Source organism: Saccharopolyspora elongata (assembly GCF_004348985.1).
Taxonomy (GTDB): Bacteria; Actinomycetota; Actinomycetes; order Mycobacteriales; family Pseudonocardiaceae; genus Saccharopolyspora; species Saccharopolyspora elongata.
This window is the reverse complement of the sequence record NZ_SMKW01000068.1, coordinates 21,243-44,672: the sequence shown is the minus strand read 5'-3', so window position 1 is coordinate 44,672 and position 23,430 is coordinate 21,243. Positions and strand designations below refer to the sequence as shown.

Here is a 23,430-nt window from a genome sequence, read left to right as displayed (position 1 = left end):
AAGAGGTCCGCTACTCCTTCGCGGTGAGCTCACGAGCGGTACCCAGTGGGGTCGGCCTGTTCTTGCCCGCTGAGCATGCGGGCAGGATTGGTCCGGGTGAGCGTCTCGATCCAGTCGTCGCCGACTCCGAGCACCCGCAGCATCTCGGCGAAAACCGTTGGCACGAATGCGAATCCGTTCCCGCCGTGGCGAGTCCACATCTGCTTCAGGAAGACGTCGTGGCTGAGCAGCACCCGATGGCCGTGGCCGGCCTCGACGAGCCCCGCGACGGCCGCCGCGCTCACCCGGCTCGCCGGGGCCTCGCCCTCCTTCGGGAACGTGATGTCCATGCCGATCATGTCGAACTCCAGCCAGACCCCGCGATCGGCGATGCCGGCCTGGTAGGCGGTGTCCGCTGCCGACGGGTCCATGTGCGACAGCACCACCCGGCCGGGGTCGACGCCGATCTCGTCGAGCACGATGTCGAGCACCTCGTGCCCGCGGCGCTGCCAGCCGGGCAGGTGGATCATGAGCGCCACCTCGGGGTGCTCGCGCTGGGCGAGCGCGGCAGCCCGCAACGAGGCCGACTCCGCCGGGGTGAAGTCCGGGGAGACACCGATCTCGCCGATGATCCCCGGCCGGGCCCGGTGCTCGCCGACGCCGCGGGCGAGCTCGTCGCCGATGCTCGCGGCCTGCGCCTCGACCGAGTTCGCCGTGATGCGTTCGCCCTCGAACTTCTCCAGGTAGGCGCCGCAGCCCATGACGATGTTCAGGCCGGTGCGGCGGGCCGCCTCCACCAGCTTGTCGGGGTCGCGGCCGATGGCCGCGCTGCACGTGGCGTCGACGATGGTCCGACCGCCGACCGCCTGGAAGGCCGCGACTTCGTCGACCACGCCGTCGACCGGTTTGGCGGCCAGGTTGTCCGCGCAGCAGTACGGGTCCTGCCGGAGCGCCCACGCCGCCGATGCGTCGACGGCGCGATCGGCCAGGAACTCGGTGAACCGGTAGCTCGGCGGGTCGAGCACCCCGGACAGGTCGTTGAAGAGGTGCTCGTGCGGCAGGACGAGCCCCAGTTCGCCCGCGGGCACCGGGCCCGTGACGGTCTGCACGAGCCCGCCGGTCACCGCGCGGCTCCCGGTTCACCGGCCTGGCGGGAGGGGATCATCCCGATCCCGGCGGCGACCAGCGCGAGCACGGTGCCGATCACGGTGACGAGGTGGATGGGGTGGCCGACCGCGGGCACGACGAGGTCGAGCAGCAGCGAACCGACGAGCTGCCCGGCCACCGAACCCAGCCCGAGCAGGAGCAGGCCGAGACCGCGCACCAGCAGCGCCATGAATCCGATCGACAGCAGGCCCAGCACCCCGCCGGTGTACATCCACCAGGTCGGCGGCAGCGAGAAGTGCGCCGTCCCGATCGCCAGCCGGACCAGCAGACCCGCCAGCAGGACGACGAAGCCGACCAGGAAGTTGAACGTGATCGACACCAGCATCGAGCCGCTCTCCCGCGCCACCGCCGCGTTGCCCGCCGGCTGCCACCCGGCGAGCAGCCCGGCGACGAACGGCAGGACGGCGAGCGCGATCGCGTGCGGCACGTGGAAGTTCGGCGAGATCGTGACCGCGGTGGCGGCGACGGCCAGCGCGGCGCCGAGCCCGCGGGCGACCGAGATCGGCTGCTTGACCGTGGCGGTGACGCCGATCCGGTCGCAGATGACGCCGGAGATGATCAGACCCGCGATCAGGGTGATCTGGAAGACTGCCACCCCGAGCACCCCGACCGAGACGCCCTCGGAGAGCACCACCGCGCCGCCGCAGAGACCGGCGAGGTAGTTCCACCAGCCGATGCGGCGGCTGCGGATCAGGCGCGGGATGCCCAGCGCCTGCCGGCGGGTGCCGGGCCGCGCGAACACGATGACGAGCATCAGCACCAAGCCGCTGCCGAACGAGATCACGGCCGCGCTGTTGCCGTCGCCGACGGTCTCGCCGAGCGCGCCGTTGACCGCTGACTGCAGCGGGCTGAGCATGCCGGCCAGCACCGTGGCGATGACCAGGGCGGTCGTGGTGACGCCGCGGGCCGCCCGGCCGGACGTCGCCGGCGGGGCCACCGGAGGAGCGGGTGTATTGGTCATGGCGGTGCGCACTCCCTAGTTTTCCGTGGTGCACCGGATGGGGTGAGACGGGGGCAAGGCTTGGACGTCGATGTCGCGCCGAGGCACACCGCGGGTGACGTGGGCAGCCCGGCGGGGCGCGGACCGGGCTACCGGTCGCCGGCCAACCAGGTGACCGCCTGGTGGAACAGCCGACGGTACCCCTGCCACTCCATGAACTCGGTGGGTGCCCAGTGCGGCGAGATGTCCGAGGCGAAGGCGAGGGTCCGGCCGGCTCCTTCGGCGCGCACGGCCAGCAGCGGCCGGGATTCGACCGTGGCGAGCACGGCCGCGTCGGGCTTGGCGATCAGCCGCTGGTAACCGAGCAGGATCGGCCACTGCGCGTCCAGGCCCTCGGTGACCGGGTGCGCGGTTCCGGTGAGCTCACCGGCGACGCCTTCGGGGCATTCCACCCGGTCGTCGTAGGGCAGGATCTCGACCGGCAGCACGTCCTCGATCGGCGTGCCGTGGAAGTTCGCCTTGGCCTGGAACCCCTGGAAGCTCAGGTAGCCGCCGGCCATGGCCAGCCCGCCGCCGCCCCGCACCCACTCGGCCAGCAGCTTGAGCCGGTTCGGGAAGGGGCGTCCCTGGTTGAACACCTGCGGGTGCAGCAGCAGCGAGTTCGCGCCGATGTCCGACAGGATCACCACGTCGTATTTGTCCAGTTCCGCCGTCGACGCGGGGAAATCGGTCGCCACGGCGTGCGACGGCAGGTGCACCACCTCGTGCCCCTCGGCGCGCAACGCCGCGAGCAACGCCTCGGCACCGATCTCGAGCTGGGCCCGGTCGATGGCATCGAAGCCCTTGACGTCGGTCGTTCGAGCGACCCAGGACTCCCCGGCCAACAGCACCCGACTCAATTCCGCCTCCTGGTGAACGTACGTTGCGCAAATTTTGCGCTCGATGTTGCGCAAACATAAGCGGACCCGTTCGGCGCGTCAAGAGCCATCCCCCGGAGACCTGCCGATACACTGCGATCGAGCACTCGACGAAAGGGGCGGCGATGACGTTGACGCGCGTTGCGCAACTTGCGCAAGTGTCGACCTCGACGGCGTCGCGCTACCTGCGCGGCCAGCTGAAGGTGCAGTCCGAAACCGCTGCCCGGATCGACGCCGCCGTCCGGGAACTGCACTACGAGGTGCGCCCGTCGGCATCCCCGGATGGCGCGCGCGACCACGGCCCGGTAATCGCGCTGATCGTCCCGGAACTGGTCAACCCGTTCTTCGCGGCGCTGGCCGAGGAGATCGCCACGGCCGCCGCGGTCAGCGGCGCCTCGCTCGTCATCGGCGTGACCGGGCGACAGGCGCAGCGGGAAGCCAAGGTGAGCGATTTCGTCGCCGGCGCCGAGGAAATCGACGGGATGATCTACGTCGGGATGCACCGGGAGAACCCGCGACTGCTCCAGGCCATCGCCGACGGGCTGCCGGTGGTCGTGCTCGACGAGGAGATCGCCGACACCGCCGGGGTGGACACCATCGGGGTCGACAACTACGGCGGCGCCTACCAGGCAACGGCGTACCTGGCGCAGCTGGGACACCGGCGCATCGCGCACATAGCCGGACCGCGGGAGCTCTCCACCACCCGCGACCGCCTCCGCGGATACCGCGACGCGATGCTGCACGCCGGCCTGGAGGTCGACGAGGACCTGATCCTGCACGGCCCCTACACCGAGCAGTTCGGCGCGAGCACCTTCCCGTACCTCACCGGCGCCGCGCAGCCGCCCACCGCCGTGTTCGTAGGCAGCGACATCGCCGCGGTCGGCGTCCTCGGCGCCGCCGAACTGCACGGCCTGCGCATCCCGGAGGACCTGTCGGTGATCGGCTGCGACGGCATCCGGGTCGGCGAATGGCTGCGCCCGAAGCTCACGACCCTGCAGCAGCCCGTCGCCGACCTGGCCCACGGGGCCCTGGAACTGGTCCACGCCCGAATCGCCGAACCGGAGACCGACACCGTGCGGCGGACCCTCCCGCTGCAACTGGTCATCCGCGGTTCCGCGACCCCACCCCAGCACTGACCACGGAGGACCCGTGACCGATCCGATCGCGCTCGCCCAGCAGCTCGTCCGACTCGACACCCGCGCGGCCGGCGAGAAGGCCGCCGCCGACCTGCTCGCCCCGATGCTGAGGTCGGCCGGTTTCGAGGTCGCGGTCGACGAACCGCGCCCCGACCGCGCCAACCTGGTCGCCAGGTTCGGCACCGGCACCCCGATCACCCTCACCGGACACCTCGACACGGTGCCCGCCGACCCGACGACGTGGTCGTTCGACCCGCACAGCGGCGAGATCCACGGCGACCGGCTGCGCGGCCGCGGCAGCAGCGACATGAAGGCCGGCGTGGCGGCGATCGCCGCCGCCGCGATGCACTGCGCCCGCACCAGCCCCGACGACCTGGCCGTGCAGCTGGTGTTCACCTTCGGCGAGGAAACCGGCTGCGAAGGCGCGGCACTGCTCCCCGAGCTCGCGCCCAGCCCCGCGCTGCTGGTCGCCGAGCCGACCGCCAACCGGATCGTGCTCGGGCACAAGGGAGTCCTGTGGCTGCGGCTGACCGCGCACGGCCGCAGCGCCCACGGGTCCCGCCCGGAACTCGGCGAGAACGCCCTCGCCGCACTAGCCGAAACCGCCGTGCGCATCCACCGGCACGCGGACTGGCCGACCAGCCCGACGCACGGCCCCGCCACGGTCAACGTCGGCGCGTTCCACTCCGGTGTGCAGCCGAACCTGGTCCCGGACCGGGCCGAGCTGGTGCTCGACATCCGCACCACGCCGGAGTTCACCGCCGCCGAAGCACGTGCCGCGATCGGCGAGCTCGCGCTGCCCGGTACGGACTTCGCCACCGAGCTGGACCTGCCCGGCGTCACCACCGACCCCGAGAACCCGTTGGCGCGCACCATCATCGACGCCTTGAGCCCGGCGGATGCCGACCGGCGACCCGAGTACGCCACGTACTTCACCGACGCCTCGGTGCTGGCCACTGCCCTCGGCTCGCCCGCGGTCGTCATCTACGGCCCGGGCGACCCCGATCAGGCGCACGTCACGGACGAGACGTGCTCCGTCACGGCGATCCACGAAGCGACCGAGGCGCTGACCCGACTGCTCACCACGTGGCGGTCGGGCCAGTAGGGCTTGCTCGCTCTGGGATGTCGATTCCGCAATCCAAGGCGGCCGGCCCCTTGATCTTGTGGCTGACTCCCTGAGAATCGAAACACATGGACTCCCCGAACAGCGACCCCGACATCGGTAACCGCAGCCGGCGGCGGAACATCCGGCTGGCCCTGAAGCCACGACAGCTCACCGCCGACACGAAGCGCGGCGTGGGCGCGACGTTTTTCGCCGTGGTGATGCTGGTGGCGGCAGCCCTGATCGATCCTGCCGCGTGGTTCCGCAACGGCCAGCCCCTGTACAAAGCCGCTGCGATCGGGGGCGCGATCGTGTTCGTCGCGCTGGGATCGGTCGCCGTGCAGAGCCTCGCGAGGGAAGCGGGCCGCCGCGCCAGGGTTCGGCTCAGCGCAAGCCATGCCGGGGCGATCCGATTGGTCATCTCCCTGGCCGGTTATGCCCTCGTCGCGGTCCTGACGCTGGGAGAGCTGGGCGTGCGCGTGGACCAACTCCTCCTCGGCGGCGCCGTCACCGGAGTGATCATCGGCATTGCGGCACAGCAGTCGCTCGGCAACGTGTTCGCCGGCCTGATGCTCGCCACCGCGCGCCCTTTCAACCTCGGCGACCACCTGATCGTTCACTCGGGGACTCTCGGTGGGCCTTTGGAAGGCCGCGTAGCCGAAGTGGGCCTCGTCTACCTGACGTTGGAAAGCGACGACGGCATGATCAAGCTGCCCAACACCGCCGTCCTCAACTCCGCCATCGCGCCCAACAACGGGATCAATGCGCCGCAAACCGACCGGCCGAACGCCTCCACCGACACCGAACGAGGCGCAAGCAGATCGAAACCGTGCCAATGCGGGGAGTCGTCGTGATCGGCGAGGGCTGAAGAAGCCGGAGTTGTCGTCACTGGCGCAAATCGCGACGTCGGTCCGTTGCGTCCAGAGCGCATCTCCTACCCGACGCCGGCGGGCGACTCGGCACACTGCTAACTCATGCGGCGCAGGACGAGGTCATGAGCTGCCCTCAGGATCCGGCGACCAGTACTACTGCCCGTTTCCGCCGCCCCGGGGAGCGGGCGAGCCCCAGGGCGGGGAGCGCTACCCGCGAACTGCATCGCCCGGTACGGCCAGTTCTGCTCGGTGTTCCACTGGCTGACGACCAGGTGCAGGTCGTCCAGCGTCGAGCCGGGCACGATGTACCCGCCGTAGAGCTGCGCGACATGCCCGCTGCCGTGGTTCTCGCCGTGCCACGAGCAGCCGTGCAGCACAGCACTGCGGACCGCTTCGTACAGATTCGACGTCGGCCCGTCGAGGTTCATCACGTCGATGCGGTAGTTGCCGGCATCGAAGAACGACAACAACCAACGATCGTCGACACGGCGCAGGCACAGTTCACCGTAGGCACCGGTGAGCGCGATGGTAGGCGGATTTCCCCACGCCCAGACGCCACCGCGGAAACCCCAGCCCTCCCACGCACGGGGATCGGTGAGGCGGTCGGCCGGGACGCGTTGCAGGACCAGGCCCTTGTCCCGCTGGAACCCGGTCGAGAAGGCGTAGACGTAGCCGTCGTCGCCCAGTTCCCAGGTCAACATCTGGAACAGACCGCCGTGGTGGTCGCCGGGCCACCACGCACCGGTGTGCTCCCAGGACTCACCGTTATCGGTCGAGCGGTGCACCTCGGTCCAGTGGACGTCGCCGAGCCCCGCGCACACCATCACGTGCAGGTACATCTCGAGGATCTTCATTGCCGACCGGTAGGACTCGTGCGGAAACAGGCACAAGACCAGCGTGAAGTAGAACATCAGCCGGGCGGGCAGTGCGCGGGTCCGCTGTTCCCTACGCCAGTACTGATCAATAACTCGATCGACCAATTCCACAGGGAACGTTCGGGCCAGCACGCCGACGGCGGCCCGATCGGCCACGCTGACACCCGCGCCCGCACCTGCCTCAAGATCCACAAGCACGCAGGCTACCGGCCACGCGACAACCTAAACGACCGGCATTGCGGCTAGGCGGTCCTGATGCGCGGTCAATGGAAGGCCACCTCGACGCCGTCGAAGCCAGCGCCACCACCGCCCGGCTGCTCGCTGTGGAGAAAGAGCGCCCGCTCGTGTGCGTGACGCAGACTTGCCCGTCCGACCGCGGAAGCGTGCTCCTGCACACCGAGGTGTACCCGAAACCGGGACCGAGGAGGCTCATCTCCCGCGCAGCTCGAGTGCGACCGCGCCAAGCACCAACGCGCCCCCGATAAACGCACCAGCCCAGAGCGACTCGCCGAACACGGTCGCGCCGATCGCGGCGCCGACAAGCGGCGTGACGTAGGCGTAGGTACTGACCAGCGACGCCGGCGCGCTCTCCAACAGGCGCGTGTAGAGCATGAAGCCGACGAGCGAGTCGAAAACGAGCAGAAACACCACCGCCCCAGCCGAGGCCCAGCTGACGTCCGACCACCGAATCGGGGCGAATTCACCGAGCGACAACGCAACCAGCAGCAACACGGTCCCACCGGCAAGCAACTGAACCGCGCTGGCGACCACTCGATCGACCGTCCCGGCGACGTTCGCCATCAACAGGCTCCCCGCAGCCCACAGGATCGGCGCAACGCAGAAAGCCGCGACCGCCCACGGCGCCCCGCCGATCGCACTACCCGGCGCCGTCAGAACCACGACCACGATGCCACCGAACCCCGCCACGAGGCGCACCCGCGACGCGACCGGTACACGGGTTCCGATCAACCCGCTCAGGAGTACCACCCACAGCGGGATCGCCGCAGCGAGGATCGCCCCGAGACTGGCCGTAACCGCGGTCAGCGCGACCGTGGCGAGCCCTTGCCCGCCCACCAGCAGCAGCACGCCGGCAACCGCCAGGTGCCGCACTTGCACCCGCGTAGGCCGGGGACGCCCACGCGCGACAACAGCAAGCACGACCCCGCCGAGCAAGAAGATCAGCGCCGCCCCACCGAGCGGCGGCACGCTGTCGACCATCAGCTTCATCGCCGGAATCGCCGAACCCCAGCACGCATAAAGCGCGAACAGCAGGAACACAGTGCGATCAGGAGGCGCCACGCCCGTCCGCCCACCACCCCGGCGCTGCACAATTCTGCCGATGATCACCGCGAAACTCCTCACGATCCGTCAGTCCACACCATTCGTCGGTTTGGACGCCCACATCGCTTCATCGACCGAACAGGTGATCACGGCTCCTTCGGCATTCGGCAGGCGTTCCGGCCGGCCGCGACCTGCCAGGGTGCCGTTGGCCAGGCGTGGGCGAACCTTGGCGATGCCGACCTGAGCCGCGGCACCAGCGGCCTTCGTCGCTCAGAGCGACCTCGGCCTGCTGATGGATTCGGCGGTTCTGTAACGATTGCCGGAAATCAGTAGGCGTGGTTCGGCGACGTTCTTACTGTTCATTCGTGACATTGCCACCTGTTCAAGGGCAAGGCGGACAGCCCCAGGAGGGGCTTCCCCAGCCGGAATCATCCGACCAGGGCGGGCAGCCGCACGTCCAGGGCAGCGAGTCGCCGCATCCGCAGACCGGCTTCCTGGACGCGCAGCACGGTTATCCGCAAGCGCCGTACGGGAATCCGTTCGCGGCTCCACCGGTGCCCGCACAAGAATTGGCCGAACCGCGTCGGCCGCGAACGATCGAGATGGCGTTCTGGATCGCAATGGTCGTACCACTGCTGGTCAGCCTGCTGGACACCGTCTTCGTCCACCTGACGAATGACGTGGTCACCTCGGGTCTCAACGCCGCCTTGGAGCAGTACGGCGTAGAACCGGTACCAGCCCAGGACACGGACTGGATTTTCACCGCAGTCATGTACGCCGTTCTGGTCGCGCTGTGGATCGCATTCGGATTCCAGTTGCGGGCGGGCCGAAACTGGGCTCGGGTGACACTCATCGTGCTCGCTGCGGTCTGGCTGTGCTTCGAGCTGTTGGGCGGCCTCCTGGCACCCGTCTTTTACATGGCGCTCGGGATGCCGTGGGATCTCGGACTTCCGATTGGGATGGTCGTCTTGGCCTGGCTCGTCCGCGCACTGGCCCTGACCGGCACCATCACGTTCATCGTCCTGGTCTGCCGCAAGCCCTCGAAGCAGTACATCCAGGAAACCCGCTACTTCCAGATGGCCCAGTGGCGCGCCCAAGCGGCCCCCTGGCAGTGACGTCGATCGTGCGGCAGGCCTTCCCGACACCCATCGCCCCCACCAAGCCCGCGACCAACGGGCACCCTCGACGACCCGAACGTCCCGCATCATTGCGGCACCGCGGGCCCCGGAGCGACGTTCGCTCCTTCCGGGATCGGGAAGTTCACCCCCGTCAGGGGAGTGACGTGCGAACTCTGGATCTTCCACTTCCCATCTTCGACCAGGTACCGGTCGCGATATTCCAATGACGCCTGCTCGACGACGCCGTCGGCGAGGTTGACCCTCATGAACCAGAAGGTCCAGCTGCCGACAGCGGTGTTCGCGTCGATCAGTTCGATGTCCGGGTGCATGCCATGGTGGATGTCGTTGTAGAGCCAGCGGTCGCCGTCGCGGCGCAAGGCCAGCTTGCTGTACAGCTCGACGAGCTTCTCGCGATCGTCGAAGCCGCCGAGGCCGGGGCCGTAGTCGATGTCGGCGCCCTCGCTCACGAAGCACTCCCGGAAGGCATCGGGATCCTTGCTGTCGCATGCTCGCCAGTACCGGTACTTCAGGCGTTCGATCTCCTGGATCGCCTCCAGGCGCGCGACCCTACGAGCGAGGTCACGCACATCCACGTCGCCGTCATCGAACACTTCCGCCTCCTCGTTCGCCAGACTCGCCAACAGCCATCCCACGTTCGGCGGTTCAGTACGTCAACGGCGGGGTCCCGACCGAGGCCCGGAACCATCAGGCGACGAACGTCGATCGCGCTCCCGTCAATCCACAATGGAGGTGCTGAACTCGACCGGGGCGCCGAGGAACTCCCGGTGCGACGCCGGGGAGGTGCCGTCGACGTCGACCACGCCCAGTTCCTCGCCGACCTCGGCTCCGACCAGCACCCGCCCGGTCCACCGCATCCGATCGGGGTGCTCGGCGAGCGCGGCGATGACCCGTCCGGTGAACTCCGGCGACTCGGCCATCGCGGTCAGCTCGCCGTAGCGCTCGGGATCCGTGTTCAGCACCGCCTCGGTCCGCTCGGTGCGCAGCAGTCCCATCCAGATCGACACGGCCGCCACGTCGAACGGTTCGAGGTCCACCGCCATGTCGTGCGCCATCTTGTCCACACCTGACTTCACCGCACCGTAGGCGGGCCCGTGCATGTAGCAGGTGGCGCCGAAGGACGAGGTGTTGACCAGCAGGCCGCCACCGGTGCTGACGAGCAGCGGCGCACCGTAGTAGCTGGACACGTAACTGGAACGCAGCCCGACCTCGAACATCTCCTGCAACGCCAGCGGCTTGGACCAGAACGGCCCCTTGGTCGCGAGCTGGTCCGGCACGATGAACGCGTTGTTCACCAGGATGTCCAGCCGGCCGTGATCGGCGCGCACCCGCTCGAACAGTGCCGCGACCTGGGTGTCATCGCGGTGATCGCAGACAACGGGAACTCCGGTGCCGCCCCTGCGGTCGATCTCCTCGGCGGTGGCGAAGACCGTGCCCGGTAGCGACGCCTCGCCCTCCCGCCGAGTCCGGCCGGTGACGTAGACCGTGGCGCCGGTTTGACCGAGCGCGAGCCCGATTCCCTTGCCCGCACCCCGGCTCGCGCCGGTGACCACCGCGACCCGTTCGCCGCTCACAGCTCGCCCGCCATGCCGAGCGGCCCACCGCACGAGACGACCGCGAGATCGTCGACATCCGAGCGGAGAACCGCTTTTGCCGAAGACACCGGCTTGCGGTGCCTGGCCCGTCCCCTGATCCCGATGATCACCGCCGGGCGAAGACTGCTCGGCACCTCCCGCTCGGACGTTCGTCCATCGGCCATGTACCCGCTCCCGGTCCCTGACGCACGGTTCGACTGCGACAACGAAAAACCAAACGCTTGCTTGAGCGTATCGAAGGCGGTCGGCAAGTCAAGCCCCGATAGCGGATCGCCGGGCACGCCGTGCCCCGTGCGCGACCAGGGCGTCGTAGAGCATCACCTGGTCTGCGCATCAGGTGATGAAGGGGAAGACACCGAATTCCGCCTCAGCGCCTCGTCTTTGGGCCGCGCCTCGGTTGCCACCAGATCGCCGAACCGGTATTCGGCGATTCGGGCGACCTCCAAGGCAGCGGCGTGGCATTCGTAGGCGGGAGCGTTGTGGAGCCGCTGCGCCCCGTGGTCCAGAACTGCTTGGAGATGTGGGCGCTCACGCAGGCACATGATGAGCGGGAAGCCGAAGCGGTCCCGGTAGGCGTTGGTGAGTTCGTCCAGTTGTTCCTGCTCCTGATCGGCCAGCTTGGTCAGCCCGGGAACGGAGTGGTCGCGGAGGGACATTCCGTCGCTGTCCCCGGGTCCCCCTAGGTCCGGTAGAACGACAACAGCCGCCGCATTTCGTCCTCGCTGGAGTCGAAGAACGCCGTCAGGAGGGCCGTCCTGAGGTCGGTCACGTCAGCGAACGGTCGCTTCTCGCACGCTCGATCGATGGCCCGCGTCGGACCTTGGAACAGAGGCTCGAAGGCGGCTTTGAACTCCTGGGCGGTCATGTCGTTGATCTGCTCCAGCGGAAGTCGGGCGGCACTCGACTCCTCGTCGTTCGTGGCCTTGCGCCGTCTGCCGAAGTGGTGGAAGACCAGGTTCAGGAGGATCGCCGTGATGGCGCCGATCGTGGTCCCGCTGCCGCCGAAGATCTGCGCCCAATCCGGGACGGCGTCCTTCACCTCGGGCACCATCGTGACGTACATGGCCATCCCGATGCTGGCTGCGACGATCACGGAGTTGCGGTGATCGCGGAAGTCGACCCGCGACAGGATCTGCAGCCCCACCACGGCGACCATGGCAAACATGGCCAGGGAAGCGCCGCCGAGCACAGGTGCGGGGATCGCCGTGACGACGGCCGCGAACTTCGGCACCAAGCCGAGCGTGATCATGAAAAGCCCGGCCACGCTGATCACCCACCGGCTCTTCACCCCGGTGAGCCGCACCAGGCCCACGTTCTCGCTGAAGCAGGTGTACGGGAACGAGTTCAGGGTCCCGCCGATCACCCCCGAGAGCCCGTCCGCCCGCATCGCGCGGGTGATGTCGTCGCCCCGCACCCGCCTGTCGACGATCTCCGAGACCCCGGTCACCGCGCCGGTGGTCTCGATCGCCGTGATCATCATGACCACCATCATCGAGACGACCCCGCCTATCGAAACCATCGGACTGCCGAACTGGAACGGGGTCGTCAACCCCACCCAGGAGGCATGTCCCACCTCGTCGAAGTCGGTGTCTCCCAGCGACCAGGCCGCGAACGTGCCGAGCACCAGTCCGAGCAGCACGCCCACTGTGGACAGAAATCCTCGCGACACCTTGTGCACCAGCACGATGACGGCGAACGTGCCGAGAGCATAGGCCATGTTCCGGCCGCTTTCGGGATGGAACGCGGAACCTTCACCTCCGGCCGCGCTCGTCGCCGCGACCGACAGCAGGCTCAACCCGATGATGGCGATGACCGACCCCGTCACGACCGGCGGGAAGTACCGCATCATGCGCCCGAAGACAGGTGCGATCACGAAGGTGATCAGCCCGGCCACGATCACGGCGCCGTAGACCATCCGCAGCCCCTCCGCGCCACCGCCCGCACCCAGCCCGATGGCGACCATCGGCGCCACCGCCACCGCCGACACCCCCTGGAGCAACGGGAGCCGCACTCCCACCTTCCAGAACCCGACCGACTGGATGATGGAGGCGATACCGCAGGTCAGCAGGCACGCGTTGATGAGATGCACGAGCTGACCGCCGTCCAACCCCAGGGACGACGCCAGCAGGGTCGGGATGACGATCGCCCCACCGGCGAAGAACGCCAGCACGTGCTGGAACCCGAAGATGGCCAGTTTCGCCACCGACGGCACCTCGTCCACGGGGTGGCGGCGAGGCCGCGCGTCGCCGCTCATGACGGACGTCCCGCGGCGACGCGGAAGATCCCGGGCATCAAGGGCATTCCCGGCACCCGCTGGACCCGATCGCACCAGCGCCGCACGGCGGGATAGTCCTGGCGGGATATGCCGCCTTCCTCGCAGAGCGCGACATCTCCGAAACAAGCGATGTCGCCGAGCGAGAACGCGCCCACCAGGAAGTCTTCGCCCTGCCGTTCCATGAACCACAGGTGGCGGTCCAACACGCGCAGCAGCCGATGCGCCTCTGCCTGAACCTGCGGAAGATCCGTCGGCTCACCGAAGGCTTCGTGCCTCCGCGCCGCGCCCGCGGAAGCGGTCAGTGCACGCCCGAACGCCAGCCAGTCCAGCATCGCTGCGTGACCGGCAGGATCCTCACCGCGCACGAGCGCGCCCTCGCTGTCGTAGACCCGAGCCAGGTACAGCACGGCCGACTCGGCATGATGCGCAACCGCCGCGGGGTCCACCTGTTCGTCGACGAGCACCAGAGCCGGCCGACGAGCGTCCGGGGCGAACTCGTACTCCTCCAAGGCCACCGAACGGAATTCCAACCCGAGGACGCCCAGCAACGCGCGGACCTGGTAGCACTCCGCGGACGTCTCGTCGTCGTAGAGGACGATCATGGCGCGAACTCCTCACAGGTCCAGAGTCAGCTGGGCGGTGAGCGACCGGGAGACGCACGTCATGATCGAGTCTCCGGCCGCCCGCTCGGCATCGTCGAGGTAGACGTCCTGGTGGTCCGGCTCGCCGTCGATGACCGCGACCCGGCACGTGCCGCAGGCCCCCTGCTCGCACGAGGACGGAACCGTCACCCCGGCCTCGCGCACGGTTTCCAAGATGCTGCGCCCGGGCTCCACCGTCAGGTTCATGACCGACCGGGCGAGGACGATCTCGAAACGACTGCTCTCGTCGATCTTCTGGTCATTGCGGAAGTACTCGAAGTGCACGGCATCGCGCGGCCGGCCGGTCCGGTGAGCGACATCCCTGGCGACGTCGAGCATCGGCGGGGGTCCGCAGATGTAGACCTGGCAATCCGCATCGTCCGTGGCGCCGAGGATCCGCTCCAGCTCGGCCCTGGTCTCCTCCGGATCCAGGCCGATGATGGTCCGGACGTTGCCGAGCCGCGACAGGCGGTCGCCGAAGGACACGTCGGCTTCGCGCGCGGCGAAGTAGTGCAGCTCGTAGTGGAGACCTTGGTGCTCCAATGCCTGCGCCATCGCGAGCAGCGGTGTGATCCCGATTCCGCCGGCGACCAGCAGCGTGCCTTCGCGGTCTTGCCGCAGCGGAAAACCGTTGCGCGGTAGGGACACCGCGAGCACGTCACCTTTCCGCACCCGCTCGTGCACGGATATCGATCCGCCTGCGGAGTCGGAGGTCAGCTTCACGCCGATCACGTAATGCCCGGTCTCACCGGGCCCGTTCACCAGGGAGTACTGCCGGACCAGGCCACCGGGCAGGGCGACGTCGAGGTGAGCACCCGGCTGGCCGCTGGGGAGCGGACTGTCGCCCACCGGACCCAGCTCCAGGCCGCGGACGCCGGTGCCCGCCTCCCACACCCGTACCACCCGGACCCGCGTCGGCAGCTCGTGGTGGCCACTGCGGGCGGGCATCGACGCCAAGTGCTTCGGGACCGGCTCGTAGCGGGGCAAGAGCGGTTCAGGTGCGGGTTCCTCCGCAGCCCGATCCTGGGCGAACTCACGAAGCCGGGTCAGGGCGAGGTCGAAGTGCCGAAGCAGCCGCAGCCGCCCGCCCACCGGTGCGGGGCTGCTCAGCACTCCCCGGATGATCGCACGGCCGGCATCGGTGGGCTGCACCGCGAAGAAACCAACCCCCTCCAGCTCGACGACGAAGTCCCCGTGTCGTCTCGTCGCCGGCGGCTCGGTGTTCGGGAGCGCGGGTGGCTGCTCCAAGAGCAGGGTCAACACGTCCTCTGGTTTCGCCCGCACCGGCATGGGGCGGAGCACGAGACCCGCATCGAGTTCCGGTGGTTCGTCAGGCGGCTCCGCCAACGCGGTCCACACCAGCCCGCCGCTGGTGCGTACCGGGTAGGTGCGATTGGTGATGGTCCGCGCGGGCGCATCGGCGGGATGGGCCGGGATGTACGTGCAGGACGCGGTTCGGTTGGCGTAGCGCCAGCCGTGGTACTGGCATTTCAGCTCGCGGCCGTCGTTCATCGCGATCGACAACCGGACACCGCGGTGCAGGCACCGGTTCTCCCAGACGTTGACGTAGTCGTCGTCAGCCCGCCACACGGCCAGTTCCTGTCCTAGCAGTTGGCCGTGAAACACGTGCCGGTAGACCAGATCGCTTTCGGACGCGACCGGGTGCCAACTCTTCTCCGCGCGCAGCAACAGGTCCTCACGCATCACGCGGCTCCCGGGATGACGCCGTAACGGACCCCCAACTGGCTCAGCCACCTGCGGTAGGCGACCCCGGACTTGTCGGCCCGGATCGGTGTCTCCGCTCTCGGGTCGAGCGGCAGGCGGCGCGGCAACTGGTTCTCCAGGATGGGCTTGTCCTGGCCGAAGATCGATACCTGGAACCGGCGCAGGGCCCAGTCGGGCTGGTCGTCGTCCAGCAGGCACAGCCACATGTGGGCGCGGATGCGTTCCTGGTCGAGGGCCTGCACGAACAGACCGATGACGTCGAACCGGCCCTCGGCCCCCGGGCTCGACTTGTACAGCACGGAGCAGTGCGGATGCGGAACCCGGAAGACGTAGTCGACCTCCGCCCCACCCTGGCTGGAGAGAGCCGCTCGAGGCTGGTAGAACACGCAATCCGTGGCGAGGATCTCCCCGTCGGCGACGGAGACCTCGACGTTGTAGTCCTTGACCTCGGTGTGCGGCTCATCGCCGAGGACGGAGGTGTGGACGAACGGAAAGTGCCCCATGTCGAGGAAGTTCTCGATGCCGCGGGGCGCGGATGTGCGGGCCGTGACCGAGATGGCGTGCAGCACACGTCGATTGCTCTCGTCCGCCTCCGGAATTTCGAACAACGGGCGTGGCGTGCCCAGCGACGTCCACAGGTAGCCGTACCGCTCGATCACCGGCAGGGTCGAAGCGGGAGGCCCTTCAGCGGGCCATGCCGCCGACTCGGGATCATCGTCCTGTCGCCTCCACACGGCGAGCCTGCCCTCGGACGATCTGCTCAGCGTCAGCGGCACACCGAGCAGCCGGTCTTTCCAGGTACGGTTTCGGGGCATCGTCTCGACGGCACCCAGCGGATGCCAGAGGTCGAGCAGAACCTCGTCTTCGCAGGGTTGTTCCAGGATTTCGGGAGCCATGGATGGCCTCCTTGCACAGACGGTCGGGAGGGGAGGGGTACGGCCGAAAACGCCATCCCGCTCCGGAGGTCGACGACGCGACCACGGATCCGGCGAAGATCACTCCCGAACTGGTGCCAGCCAGCAAGCTAGCACCATCCGACCGAAAAATAAACAAACTGTTGCAAGCTGTCCAAGGCTCGACCCCGTCAAAGGCCTGCCTCGACCGGCCGTTTCCGCGGGAAGACGGGTCCCGCTACGTCATTGGGATGACTCGTGCTTGCGGCGCCCCACCTCCGTGGGGCGCCGCAGTGATACGCGGGATTGTGCAGCGAGATCGCGATCCCAAGTGGACTCTTTGCGTCAACGAAGATCTTGTACGGCTCGGCGAAGTACTCCCGCGCGGCGTGGTACTCGCGTAGTGCGGGGCATCAGATGGCCGGGCCGGGCGTCGATCATTTACGCCTCGCCCGCAGGTTTCCTCGGATTCACACCGTCACGCTGCCCACGACGTTCATGGGCGCTGCAGCTGGCCACGGCGTGGCCGGCGCCGCGTCCGTCCGCGCGTGCCACGATCATCCCGTCATGCACCCGGATCGCGACCTCGGTGCAGTCGTCGATCGAGTTCCAGCCGATGGCCGCAGGAACCGTGCCGCCGTCATCGAACACGATGCGCGGCCGCGGTAGCTCCTCGGCCACGAACACCCGCCGCAGACAGCCGATGAGATCGACGATCCGAAGCCGGGCCAGTCGACCGATCTCGGCAGGATCGCTTGTCACGACGACGAACGTCACCTCGTCGCGTAGCCGCGCCGAGCGAACCGCCTCCGCGGCCGCGGACAGACGCCCCACGCCCAACACGACGACCACACCATCGGCACCGAGGTCGACCTGGCGGCCGGTGATCTCGTCGCGTAGTCCGCGGGGTGCCGCCCACTGGTCTTTCGCCGACTGCGCCGGAGCGACGAAGGGCAGGTGCGCCGGCTCCGCGTCGTCGATGAAGGCGATGCCCGCCAGGTGCTCGGCGGCGCGGGCCAGGTCGAACGGATCGCCGACCCCGGGGGCGTTCTCCGCGAGACCGGCCGCGCCGTGCAGCAGCGTCAGCGCCAGTTCGGCCAGTCGCACCGTCCGGGTGCGCACCGCGGTGCGCGGCTCGAGTGCCAGAGCGAGCAGCAGGGCTTCGAACCGGACGAGTTCGGCCAGCGCGGCCCGGGCCGACTCGGTATCGAGCACTCCGGACACCGAGCGCAGCTGAAGATGCCCGCTCGCCGGTGTGTCGCCGACGAGGGGCAGTCGTTCGAGCCAGACCCGGGCGAACGCGCCGAGTGCTCGCCCGACGGAGCCGGGCGATTCCGCCGGCGATTCGGCAGCGACTCGAGCCCGTTCCGCGGCGTCGGCGAGCACTGCGAGGTAGAGCGCACGCTTGCCGGTGAAGTTGGAGTAGACCGCTCCCCTGGTCAGTTCGGCTCGCTCGGCGATCCGGTCGATCTTGGCCTCGACGTAGCCGTACTCGGTGAACTCCTGCCGGGCCGCGACCAGCACCGCCGCACGGGTTCGTTTCTGCTGCTGCGCGCGGGTCAGCCTCGCCATCGTGTCCCCTTCCGCTCCTGTGCCGTGTCATGATACAACCAACATCCAGATGTTGAGAACATCTGAAAATCGCGAACATCGGAGATTGATCGTGGGTGACAAGGGATTCGAGATCGACGGCCTGGTCAAGAGATTCGGCCGGACGACCGCGGTCGACGGGGTGAGCCTCTCGGCTCCCCAAGGGCATGTGCTGGGCCTGTTGGGGCCCAACGGCGCCGGCAAGACGACCGTCGTCCGCGTGCTGGCGACCCTGCTGCGCCCCGACGCGGGCCAGGTACGCGTGGCCGGGATCGACGTTCGGCGAGACCCGGCTCAGGTCCGCCGGCGCATTGCGCTGTCGGGGCAGCACACGAGCGTCGACGACGAGCTGTCCGGGCGGTCCAACCTGGTCATGATCGGCCGGCTTCTCGACCTCGGAGGGCATGACGCCCGCCGGCGGGCCGACGAGTTGCTGTCCCGCTTCGGCCTCGACGATGCGGCCGACCGGCCCGTCGGCACCTCCTCGGGCGGGATGCGACGCCGACTCGACCTCGCCGCCAGCCTGGTGGGGCGGCCCGAGGTCATGTTCCTCGACGAGCCCTCGACCGGGTTGGATCCCGGAAAGCGCGAGGAGTTGTGGCAGATGATCCGCGGGCTCGCCCTTGACGGTGTCACGGTCCTGCTCACGACGCAGTACCTCGAAGAGGCCGACGCCCTCGCCGACGACATCACCGTCATCGGCCACGGACGAGTGATCGCGTCCGGCACACCCGCCGATCTCAAGCGCGAGGTCGGCGGGCACACGATCGTTCTTCGACCGGCCGATGTCAACGACCTCGACCCCGCCGCCGCGATCGTCGCCCGAGTCGCGGGGCGGGAGCCCGACCGATCACGCCGCCACGAACTCATCGTGCCGGTCGCAGGCGACGCGGAGTTCTTCGAGATCACCGCCCAGCTCCGGAATCACGGCATCGAGGTCAGCGAGCTCGCGTTCCGCCTTCCCAGCCTCGACGAGGTCTTCCTGTCCCTGACCGGCACCTCCACCACCGACGCCAAGGATGCTGCATGACCACGACCCTCTCCGGAACCGCCCGGCCCCGACGCCTCGCCACGCTCCGGCACAGTGTGGTTCTCGCCAAGCGCAGCCTCGTCAAGACCACCCGGAACCCGGGCCCGATCATGAACGGCGTCGTCACCCCCGCACTGTTCATGATCCTGTTCCTCTACCTGTTCGGTCGCCCGGTCGCCGGTTCCACCGCCGGATATCTGCAATACCTGTTCCCCGGAATCCTCGTCATGGGTGCCGGGTTGGCCGGCATGGTCTCCACCGGGTCGGCCATCAACCTCGACTTGAAGAACGGCGTCACCGACCGGTTCCGCAGCCTTCCGATCAGCCGCACGGCGCCGCTGCTCGGCTCCGTGATGGCCGACATCCTCCGTTACCTGATCGCCGTGGCGATCCTGTTCGCCATTGGCGCACTGCTCGGGTTTCGGGTCCGGGGAAGCGTCCTCGCCGCGCTGGGAGCGGCTGGACTCGCAATCCTGTTCGGGTTCTGCCTCAGCTGGCTCACGGTCTTCATCGGCGTCCTCGTCAAGAGCGCCGACGCCGTGCTGGCGTTCAGCTTCATCGCCTTCCTGCCACTCCAACTGGGCAGCAGCCTGGCCGCCCCGACCGACACCCTGCCCGGATGGCTGCGCGCCTGGGCGGACATCAACCCCGTCACCCACGTGATGAACGCCTGCCGCGCTTTGCTGAACGGGACACCGGACGCCGGAAGCATCAGCCTCACCCTGCTGTGGTCGGCCATCCTGTTCGTCATCTTCTGCCCACTCGCGGTCCGCGCCTACGGCCGCCCGGAATGACGATGCCGATCGACGGCACGCAGCCGGAGCACACCAGTTCCGCGCAGCCGCGAAGTCCGGATCGCCGGTGTCGCGCGACGACCAGCCGACCACCCGCCCCGGCGTCGGCATCCCTCGGACAACTGATTTCCGGAATCGTTTCGCAGAACCCGGAAGCGTCCGAGATCAAGCACGTCGCCACGGCGGCCGCACTCGCATCAGCCCTGAACCACACCGCTGGACAACTCGTCGAGCACTTCGTTGAGAATGCGCGCCGCGAAGGAAGGTCATGGAGCGAAATCGCGGCAGCCCTGGACGTGTCAAAGCAAGCCGCGCACAAAAGATTCGTGCCGCGAGTCGCAGACACGCTTCCCGCAAACCGAACCGCACACCGAGGGGACACGACATGACCTGGCCCGAAACTCACGGGACGGACACCAACCTGTTGGTGCTGCACGCCCTGCGCTGCGTCGGCGCCACCAGCCCCGCCCGTCTCCATTCGGTCACGGGCCTCGACGAGTCCGATATCGAGTCCGAGCTCATCGATCTCGGGGCCGACGGTCTTGTCACGCGAACGTCCGGCGACATGCCCGGTTGGTGGCTCACGGACGCCGGCCGCGCCGCAGACGCCGAGCGAATCACCCACGAGCTCGAGTCGGCCAATGCCCGCGGGGCCGTGCGGGCGGCATTCGATCGGTTCCTCGTTCTCAACCCGGAGCTGCTCGACCTCTGCACGGCATGGCAACTCCGGAACATCGACGGCATCATGCGCGCCAACGATCACGGCGACCCTGCCTACGACTCCCGAGTCCTCGACCGATTCGCCGATTTCGACCGACGCGCTGCCGTCGTCTGCGCTGAGCTGTCCGCGGCACTGCCCCGATTCGGTCGTTACCGCGACCGCCTCGCCGGAGCCCTCGATCGCGCCGCCTCCGGCGCGCTGGAGTACGTGACCGACAGCACCGCGTCTTACCACACCGTGTGGGCAGAGCTGCACGAAGACCTGCTCGCCACGCTCGGGATGCAGCGATGAGATGGATTCGCACGATCTCCGCCCAGGTCGAGGAGCCGGCGGAGACGCTGGGCAGCAAGGCACGTGGCCTCGTCCTCCTTCACCGTCTCGGGTTGCGAGTGCCGGCCGGATTCGTCGTCACCACAGCGGCATGCCGCGCTTTCTTGCGGGAAGGACGTCTTCCCGACGGACTCGACGACGAGCTCGCGACGGCCATCGCCGACCTCGAGATCGCCACCGAGCGCGCCTTCGGCGGACCGCAGAGGCCGCTGGCAGTGTCTGTTCGCTCAGGGGCCAGCGTGTCGATGCCCGGCATGATGAGCACGATCCTCAACCTCGGCCTCACGACCGAAGCCACTGCGGGCCTGGCCGTCGAGACGGGCGACCGGCCATTCGCATTGAATTCGCGGCTGCGGTTCCTGTCGAACTTCGCCTCCGCGGTCGCGAACGCGGACGGGGCGAGCACCATCCACAAAGGACTTTTTGAGCGAGGAACCGCGGACGAGGAAGCGCGCCTCACCGATGCGATAAAGGCAGTCGAGAACTTCGTTCGAACGCGAGGCGATCAACCGATTCCGGACGACGCGACCCGCCAGTTGGAGTTGGCGGTCGAGGCCGTGTTCTCGTCCTGGGACGCACCACGCGCACGGACCTATCGTGCGGTGAACGACATCCCGCACGACCTCGGCACAGCTGTGATCGTCCAGACGATGGTGTTCGGCAACCGCGACGACCACAGCGGCACCGGAGTCGCGTTCAGCCGCAATCCCAACACCGGCGAGAACATCCCGTTCGGCGAAGTCCTGTTCGAGCACCAGGGGGAAGACGTCGTCTCCGGTAGATCGATGACCCGGCCTCTGCGCGAACTCGCCGAGCGGGCGCCGACAGTGTGGACAGAGCTGCTCGACGCCCTGAGCCGGATCGAAGGACACTACCGCGACGCCTGCTACGCCGAGTTCACGTTCCAGGCCGGCGAGCTTTGGATCTTGCAGGTCCGGCCTGGCCGGTTCGTCGGAGGTGCTGCGGTCCGCGTGGCCACCGAACTCGTCGACGAGCGGGTCATCGGGCGTCACGAAGCGCTGCTCAGGGTCTCATCGCAGCATCTCCGGCACGTCCGCACGCCACGCATGGCGTCATCCGAGGAGGCCGACATCTTCGCCCGGGGGCTCGGCGCCTGTCCTGGTGTCGCAGTCGGCAAAGTGGCGACCACGGCGGACGGAGCAGTCCGAATGGCCCGGGACGCCCCGGTCATCTTGGTACGCCCGGAGACCTCCCCAAACGACATGCATGGCCTTGCTGCCGCCACCGGAATCGTCACCGCTCGTGGCGGGCCGGCCAGCCACGCCGCGGTCGTCGCGCGAGCGATGGGAAAGCCCGCGGTCGTGGGCGTCGCCGATCTCACCGTCGACGTCGGCACCGAATCTGCAACAGTCGGCGGTCGCACCGTCAGGGACGGCACCCTCGTCACCATCGACGGGACCAGTGGTGAGGTTGCTCTCGGCAGCCCCCGCGTCGTCGCGAACGCAGCCGATGACCACCTCCACCGACTGCTCGAATGGGCCGACGACATCTCGGGCGACCACTCCGAACGCGATGAATCCGAGCGCCTCGCTGCGGCCCATGCCGCACTGCACCACCGCTGATGCGGAGCGAGCCGCACGGATCGATCATCACGAGCCAGGCCTGAAAGGGGAATCGGCGATGGCAACTCGGCACGTGTACTTGGTACGGCACGGAGCGGCGGACCCGTTCGGCGAACTGACCGACGTCGGGCAGCGGCAGTCGGAACTGGTCGGGCAGCGCCTGGCTGGGCTTCCGATCGACGTGGTGTGGCATTCGCCCCTTCCCAGGGCGGTGCGATCCGCGCAGATCGTCGGCACATACCTGCCGAACGCCGCCGTGCGGGAAGCGGCCGAGCTTGTTGATCACGTGCCGCACGTACCGGACAACGCGCCGCCGGCATGGGCGGCGTTCTTCGACGGGTACGGCGCCGAGGAAGCCGCAGAGGCTGAACGCTGCGCCGATGCCCTTGCCGACAGGTTCGCACGCCCCGCCGAAACCGAGACCCACGAGGTCCTGATCACCCATGCCTATCCGGTCGCCTGGCTGGTCCGGCACGCACTCGATGCCCCACCCATGCGATGGCTCGGTCTGAATTGCGGGAACACGGCGCTGACGGTGATCGAGTACCGCGACGGCACGGCGCCGACAGTGCTGCTGTACAACGACATGGGTCACCTTCCGACCGATCTGCGGTGGACGGGGTTCGGGGCCGCCGTGCGGCCATGAGCGATGGTGCAGCAGGAAGCCGTCAGTTCGACCATTGCGGTCTGTTTCCAACCACGACGCGTACGGCAGGAGATGCGGCCCGCGGACCAGGGTTACACAGGTGATATCTCGATTCGATAACAGGTCTGGTCGTATTCGTGGCCAGCGGATGAAGGCTTGTCCGCAGCCATTCCCCCTGATGGTCGCCCGTCAATAGCGTCCC

At 68.4% G+C, this 23,430-nt stretch carries 22 protein-coding genes and 1 pseudogene; 9 read left to right on the top strand and 14 right to left on the bottom strand.

Annotated features, from left to right (window positions below; all coding sequences use genetic code 11):
- Positions 1–29: 29 nt before the first annotated feature.
- From E1288_RS35105 to E1288_RS35095, 3 genes are all read right to left on the bottom strand, one after another.
- Positions 30–1,103 carry a phosphotriesterase family protein gene (locus E1288_RS35105; protein ID WP_132493000.1) on the bottom strand — a complete coding sequence of 358 codons (1,074 nt, stop codon included), beginning with the start codon at positions 1,101–1,103 and terminating at the stop codon, positions 30–32.
- Entirely contained in the window at positions 1,100–2,107 is a 1,008-nt protein-coding gene (locus tag E1288_RS35100; RefSeq protein WP_132492999.1) for a DMT family transporter, read from the bottom strand. The genes E1288_RS35105 and E1288_RS35100 overlap by 4 nt, the downstream gene beginning before the upstream one ends.
- A 128-nt stretch (positions 2,108–2,235) precedes the next feature.
- Positions 2,236–2,976, bottom strand: coding sequence for a glutamine amidotransferase (locus E1288_RS35095; protein WP_235884037.1), 741 nt, complete (start codon positions 2,974–2,976; stop codon positions 2,236–2,238).
- A 152-nt stretch (positions 2,977–3,128) separates the two neighbouring features.
- Between E1288_RS35095 and E1288_RS35090 the strand changes: the two genes are divergently transcribed.
- From E1288_RS35090 to E1288_RS35080, 3 genes are all read left to right on the top strand, one after another.
- Positions 3,129–4,139 (top strand): LacI family DNA-binding transcriptional regulator, encoded by a 1,011-nt coding sequence (locus E1288_RS35090; protein WP_132492997.1) that lies wholly within the window; start codon positions 3,129–3,131, stop codon positions 4,137–4,139.
- Positions 4,140–4,152: 13 nt separating this feature from the next.
- Positions 4,153–5,244 (top strand): M20 family metallopeptidase, encoded by a 1,092-nt coding sequence (locus E1288_RS35085; RefSeq protein ID WP_132492996.1) that lies wholly within the window; start codon positions 4,153–4,155, stop codon positions 5,242–5,244.
- Positions 5,245–5,330: 86 nt separating this feature from the next.
- Positions 5,331–6,095: a mechanosensitive ion channel family protein gene (locus E1288_RS35080; RefSeq protein WP_132492995.1), complete on the top strand. Its 765-nt coding sequence runs from the start codon at positions 5,331–5,333 to the stop codon at positions 6,093–6,095.
- 113 nt (positions 6,096–6,208) lie between these two features.
- On the opposite strand, the gene E1288_RS35075 is transcribed toward E1288_RS35080, so the two are convergent.
- Both E1288_RS35075 and E1288_RS35070 read right to left on the bottom strand, forming a co-directional pair.
- On the bottom strand, positions 6,209–7,180 hold the full coding sequence (locus tag E1288_RS35075; RefSeq protein WP_207954731.1) for a DUF4185 domain-containing protein: 972 nt from the start codon (positions 7,178–7,180) through the stop codon (positions 6,209–6,211).
- Between the two features lie 237 nt (positions 7,181–7,417).
- The gene (locus E1288_RS35070; protein ID WP_132492994.1) at positions 7,418–8,335 is read right to left on the bottom strand and encodes an EamA family transporter; all 918 of its coding nucleotides are present in this window, start codon (positions 8,333–8,335) and stop codon (positions 7,418–7,420) included.
- A 536-nt stretch (positions 8,336–8,871) separates the two neighbouring features.
- Between E1288_RS35070 and E1288_RS35065 the strand changes: the two genes are divergently transcribed.
- A complete protein-coding gene (locus E1288_RS35065) occupies positions 8,872–9,384 on the top strand; it encodes a hypothetical protein (RefSeq protein ID WP_132492993.1) in 513 nt (170 codons plus the stop codon).
- Between the two features lie 89 nt (positions 9,385–9,473).
- Here E1288_RS35065 and E1288_RS35060 read toward each other — a convergent pair whose 3' ends face one another.
- From E1288_RS35060 to E1288_RS35025, 9 genes and pseudogenes are all read right to left on the bottom strand, one after another.
- The gene (locus E1288_RS35060) at positions 9,474–9,998 is read right to left on the bottom strand and encodes a nuclear transport factor 2 family protein (RefSeq protein WP_207954730.1); all 525 of its coding nucleotides are present in this window, start codon (positions 9,996–9,998) and stop codon (positions 9,474–9,476) included.
- Positions 9,999–10,121: 123 nt separating this feature from the next.
- Complete coding sequence (locus tag E1288_RS35055; protein WP_132492992.1) at positions 10,122–10,979, bottom strand: SDR family NAD(P)-dependent oxidoreductase; 858 nt, start codon at positions 10,977–10,979, stop codon at positions 10,122–10,124.
- Positions 10,976–11,164 (bottom strand): hypothetical protein, encoded by a 189-nt coding sequence (locus E1288_RS35050; protein ID WP_132492991.1) that lies wholly within the window; start codon positions 11,162–11,164, stop codon positions 10,976–10,978. Before E1288_RS35050 ends, E1288_RS35055 begins: the two co-directional genes overlap by 4 nt.
- A gap of 153 nt (positions 11,165–11,317) precedes the next feature.
- Positions 11,318–11,668 (bottom strand): annotated as a pseudogene (locus tag E1288_RS49260) (2-oxo-4-hydroxy-4-carboxy-5-ureidoimidazoline decarboxylase); the annotation flags it as partial.
- An 11-nt stretch (positions 11,669–11,679) separates the two neighbouring features.
- On the bottom strand, positions 11,680–13,254 hold the full coding sequence (locus E1288_RS35045; RefSeq protein WP_235884033.1) for a nucleobase:cation symporter-2 family protein: 1,575 nt from the start codon (positions 13,252–13,254) through the stop codon (positions 11,680–11,682).
- Complete coding sequence (locus tag E1288_RS35040) at positions 13,251–13,877, bottom strand: glutathione S-transferase family protein (RefSeq protein WP_132492990.1); 627 nt, start codon at positions 13,875–13,877, stop codon at positions 13,251–13,253. The genes E1288_RS35045 and E1288_RS35040 overlap by 4 nt, the downstream gene beginning before the upstream one ends.
- A 12-nt stretch (positions 13,878–13,889) precedes the next feature.
- Entirely contained in the window at positions 13,890–15,620 is a 1,731-nt protein-coding gene (locus E1288_RS35035; protein WP_132492989.1) for a Rieske 2Fe-2S domain-containing protein, read from the bottom strand.
- Positions 15,620–16,537, bottom strand: coding sequence for an aromatic ring-hydroxylating oxygenase subunit alpha (locus E1288_RS35030; protein ID WP_132492988.1), 918 nt, complete (start codon positions 16,535–16,537; stop codon positions 15,620–15,622). Before E1288_RS35030 ends, E1288_RS35035 begins: the two co-directional genes overlap by 1 nt.
- A 438-nt stretch (positions 16,538–16,975) precedes the next feature.
- Positions 16,976–18,106, bottom strand: coding sequence for a TetR/AcrR family transcriptional regulator (locus E1288_RS35025; RefSeq protein WP_132492986.1), 1,131 nt, complete (start codon positions 18,104–18,106; stop codon positions 16,976–16,978).
- A gap of 49 nt (positions 18,107–18,155) precedes the next feature.
- On the opposite strand from E1288_RS35025, the gene E1288_RS35020 reads away from it, so the two are divergent.
- The 5 genes from E1288_RS35020 to E1288_RS35000 all read left to right on the top strand — a co-directional run bounded on the left by E1288_RS35020 (position 18,156) and on the right by E1288_RS35000 (position 23,228).
- Positions 18,156–19,154: an ATP-binding cassette domain-containing protein gene (locus tag E1288_RS35020; RefSeq protein ID WP_132492984.1), complete on the top strand. Its 999-nt coding sequence runs from the start codon at positions 18,156–18,158 to the stop codon at positions 19,152–19,154.
- Positions 19,151–19,948, top strand: coding sequence for an ABC transporter permease (locus E1288_RS35015; protein WP_132492982.1), 798 nt, complete (start codon positions 19,151–19,153; stop codon positions 19,946–19,948). The genes E1288_RS35020 and E1288_RS35015 overlap by 4 nt, the downstream gene beginning before the upstream one ends.
- A gap of 385 nt (positions 19,949–20,333) precedes the next feature.
- Entirely contained in the window at positions 20,334–20,960 is a 627-nt protein-coding gene (locus tag E1288_RS35010; RefSeq protein ID WP_132493011.1) for a transcriptional regulator, read from the top strand.
- Positions 20,957–22,582 (top strand): pyruvate, phosphate dikinase, encoded by a 1,626-nt coding sequence (locus tag E1288_RS35005; RefSeq protein ID WP_132492980.1) that lies wholly within the window; start codon positions 20,957–20,959, stop codon positions 22,580–22,582. Before E1288_RS35010 ends, E1288_RS35005 begins: the two co-directional genes overlap by 4 nt.
- A gap of 58 nt (positions 22,583–22,640) precedes the next feature.
- On the top strand, positions 22,641–23,228 hold the full coding sequence (locus E1288_RS35000; RefSeq protein WP_132492978.1) for a histidine phosphatase family protein: 588 nt from the start codon (positions 22,641–22,643) through the stop codon (positions 23,226–23,228).
- The last annotated feature ends 202 nt before the right edge of the window (positions 23,229–23,430 follow it).

Excerpts from the sequence above, each read along its gene's own strand:
- E1288_RS35065 (WP_132492993.1), top strand. The coding sequence starts at position 8,872 with ATGGCGTTCTGGATCGCAATGGTCGTACCACTGCTGGTCAGCCTGCTG.
- E1288_RS35090 (WP_132492997.1), top strand. The coding sequence starts at position 3,129 with ATGACGTTGACGCGCGTTGCGCAACTTGCGCAAGTGTCGACCTCGACG.
- E1288_RS35045 (WP_235884033.1), bottom strand. The coding sequence starts at position 13,254 with ATGAGCGGCGACGCGCGGCCTCGCCGCCACCCCGTGGACGAGGTGCCG.
- E1288_RS35040 (WP_132492990.1), bottom strand. The coding sequence starts at position 13,877 with ATGATCGTCCTCTACGACGACGAGACGTCCGCGGAGTGCTACCAGGTC.
- E1288_RS35035 (WP_132492989.1), bottom strand. The coding sequence starts at position 15,620 with ATGCGTGAGGACCTGTTGCTGCGCGCGGAGAAGAGTTGGCACCCGGTC.
- E1288_RS35050 (WP_132492991.1), bottom strand. The coding sequence starts at position 11,164 with ATGGCCGATGGACGAACGTCCGAGCGGGAGGTGCCGAGCAGTCTTCGC.
- E1288_RS35015 (WP_132492982.1), top strand. The coding sequence starts at position 19,151 with ATGACCACGACCCTCTCCGGAACCGCCCGGCCCCGACGCCTCGCCACG.
- E1288_RS35010 (WP_132493011.1), top strand. The coding sequence starts at position 20,334 with ATGACCTGGCCCGAAACTCACGGGACGGACACCAACCTGTTGGTGCTG.
- E1288_RS35025 (WP_132492986.1), bottom strand. The coding sequence starts at position 18,106 with ATGGCGAGGCTGACCCGCGCGCAGCAGCAGAAACGAACCCGTGCGGCG.
- E1288_RS35000 (WP_132492978.1), top strand. The coding sequence starts at position 22,641 with ATGGCAACTCGGCACGTGTACTTGGTACGGCACGGAGCGGCGGACCCG.
- E1288_RS35030 (WP_132492988.1), bottom strand. The coding sequence starts at position 16,537 with ATGGCTCCCGAAATCCTGGAACAACCCTGCGAAGACGAGGTTCTGCTC.
- E1288_RS35020 (WP_132492984.1), top strand. The coding sequence starts at position 18,156 with ATGTTGAGAACATCTGAAAATCGCGAACATCGGAGATTGATCGTGGGT.
- E1288_RS35100 (WP_132492999.1), bottom strand. The coding sequence starts at position 2,107 with ATGACCAATACACCCGCTCCTCCGGTGGCCCCGCCGGCGACGTCCGGC.
- E1288_RS35080 (WP_132492995.1), top strand. The coding sequence starts at position 5,331 with ATGGACTCCCCGAACAGCGACCCCGACATCGGTAACCGCAGCCGGCGG.
- E1288_RS35005 (WP_132492980.1), top strand. The coding sequence starts at position 20,957 with ATGAGATGGATTCGCACGATCTCCGCCCAGGTCGAGGAGCCGGCGGAG.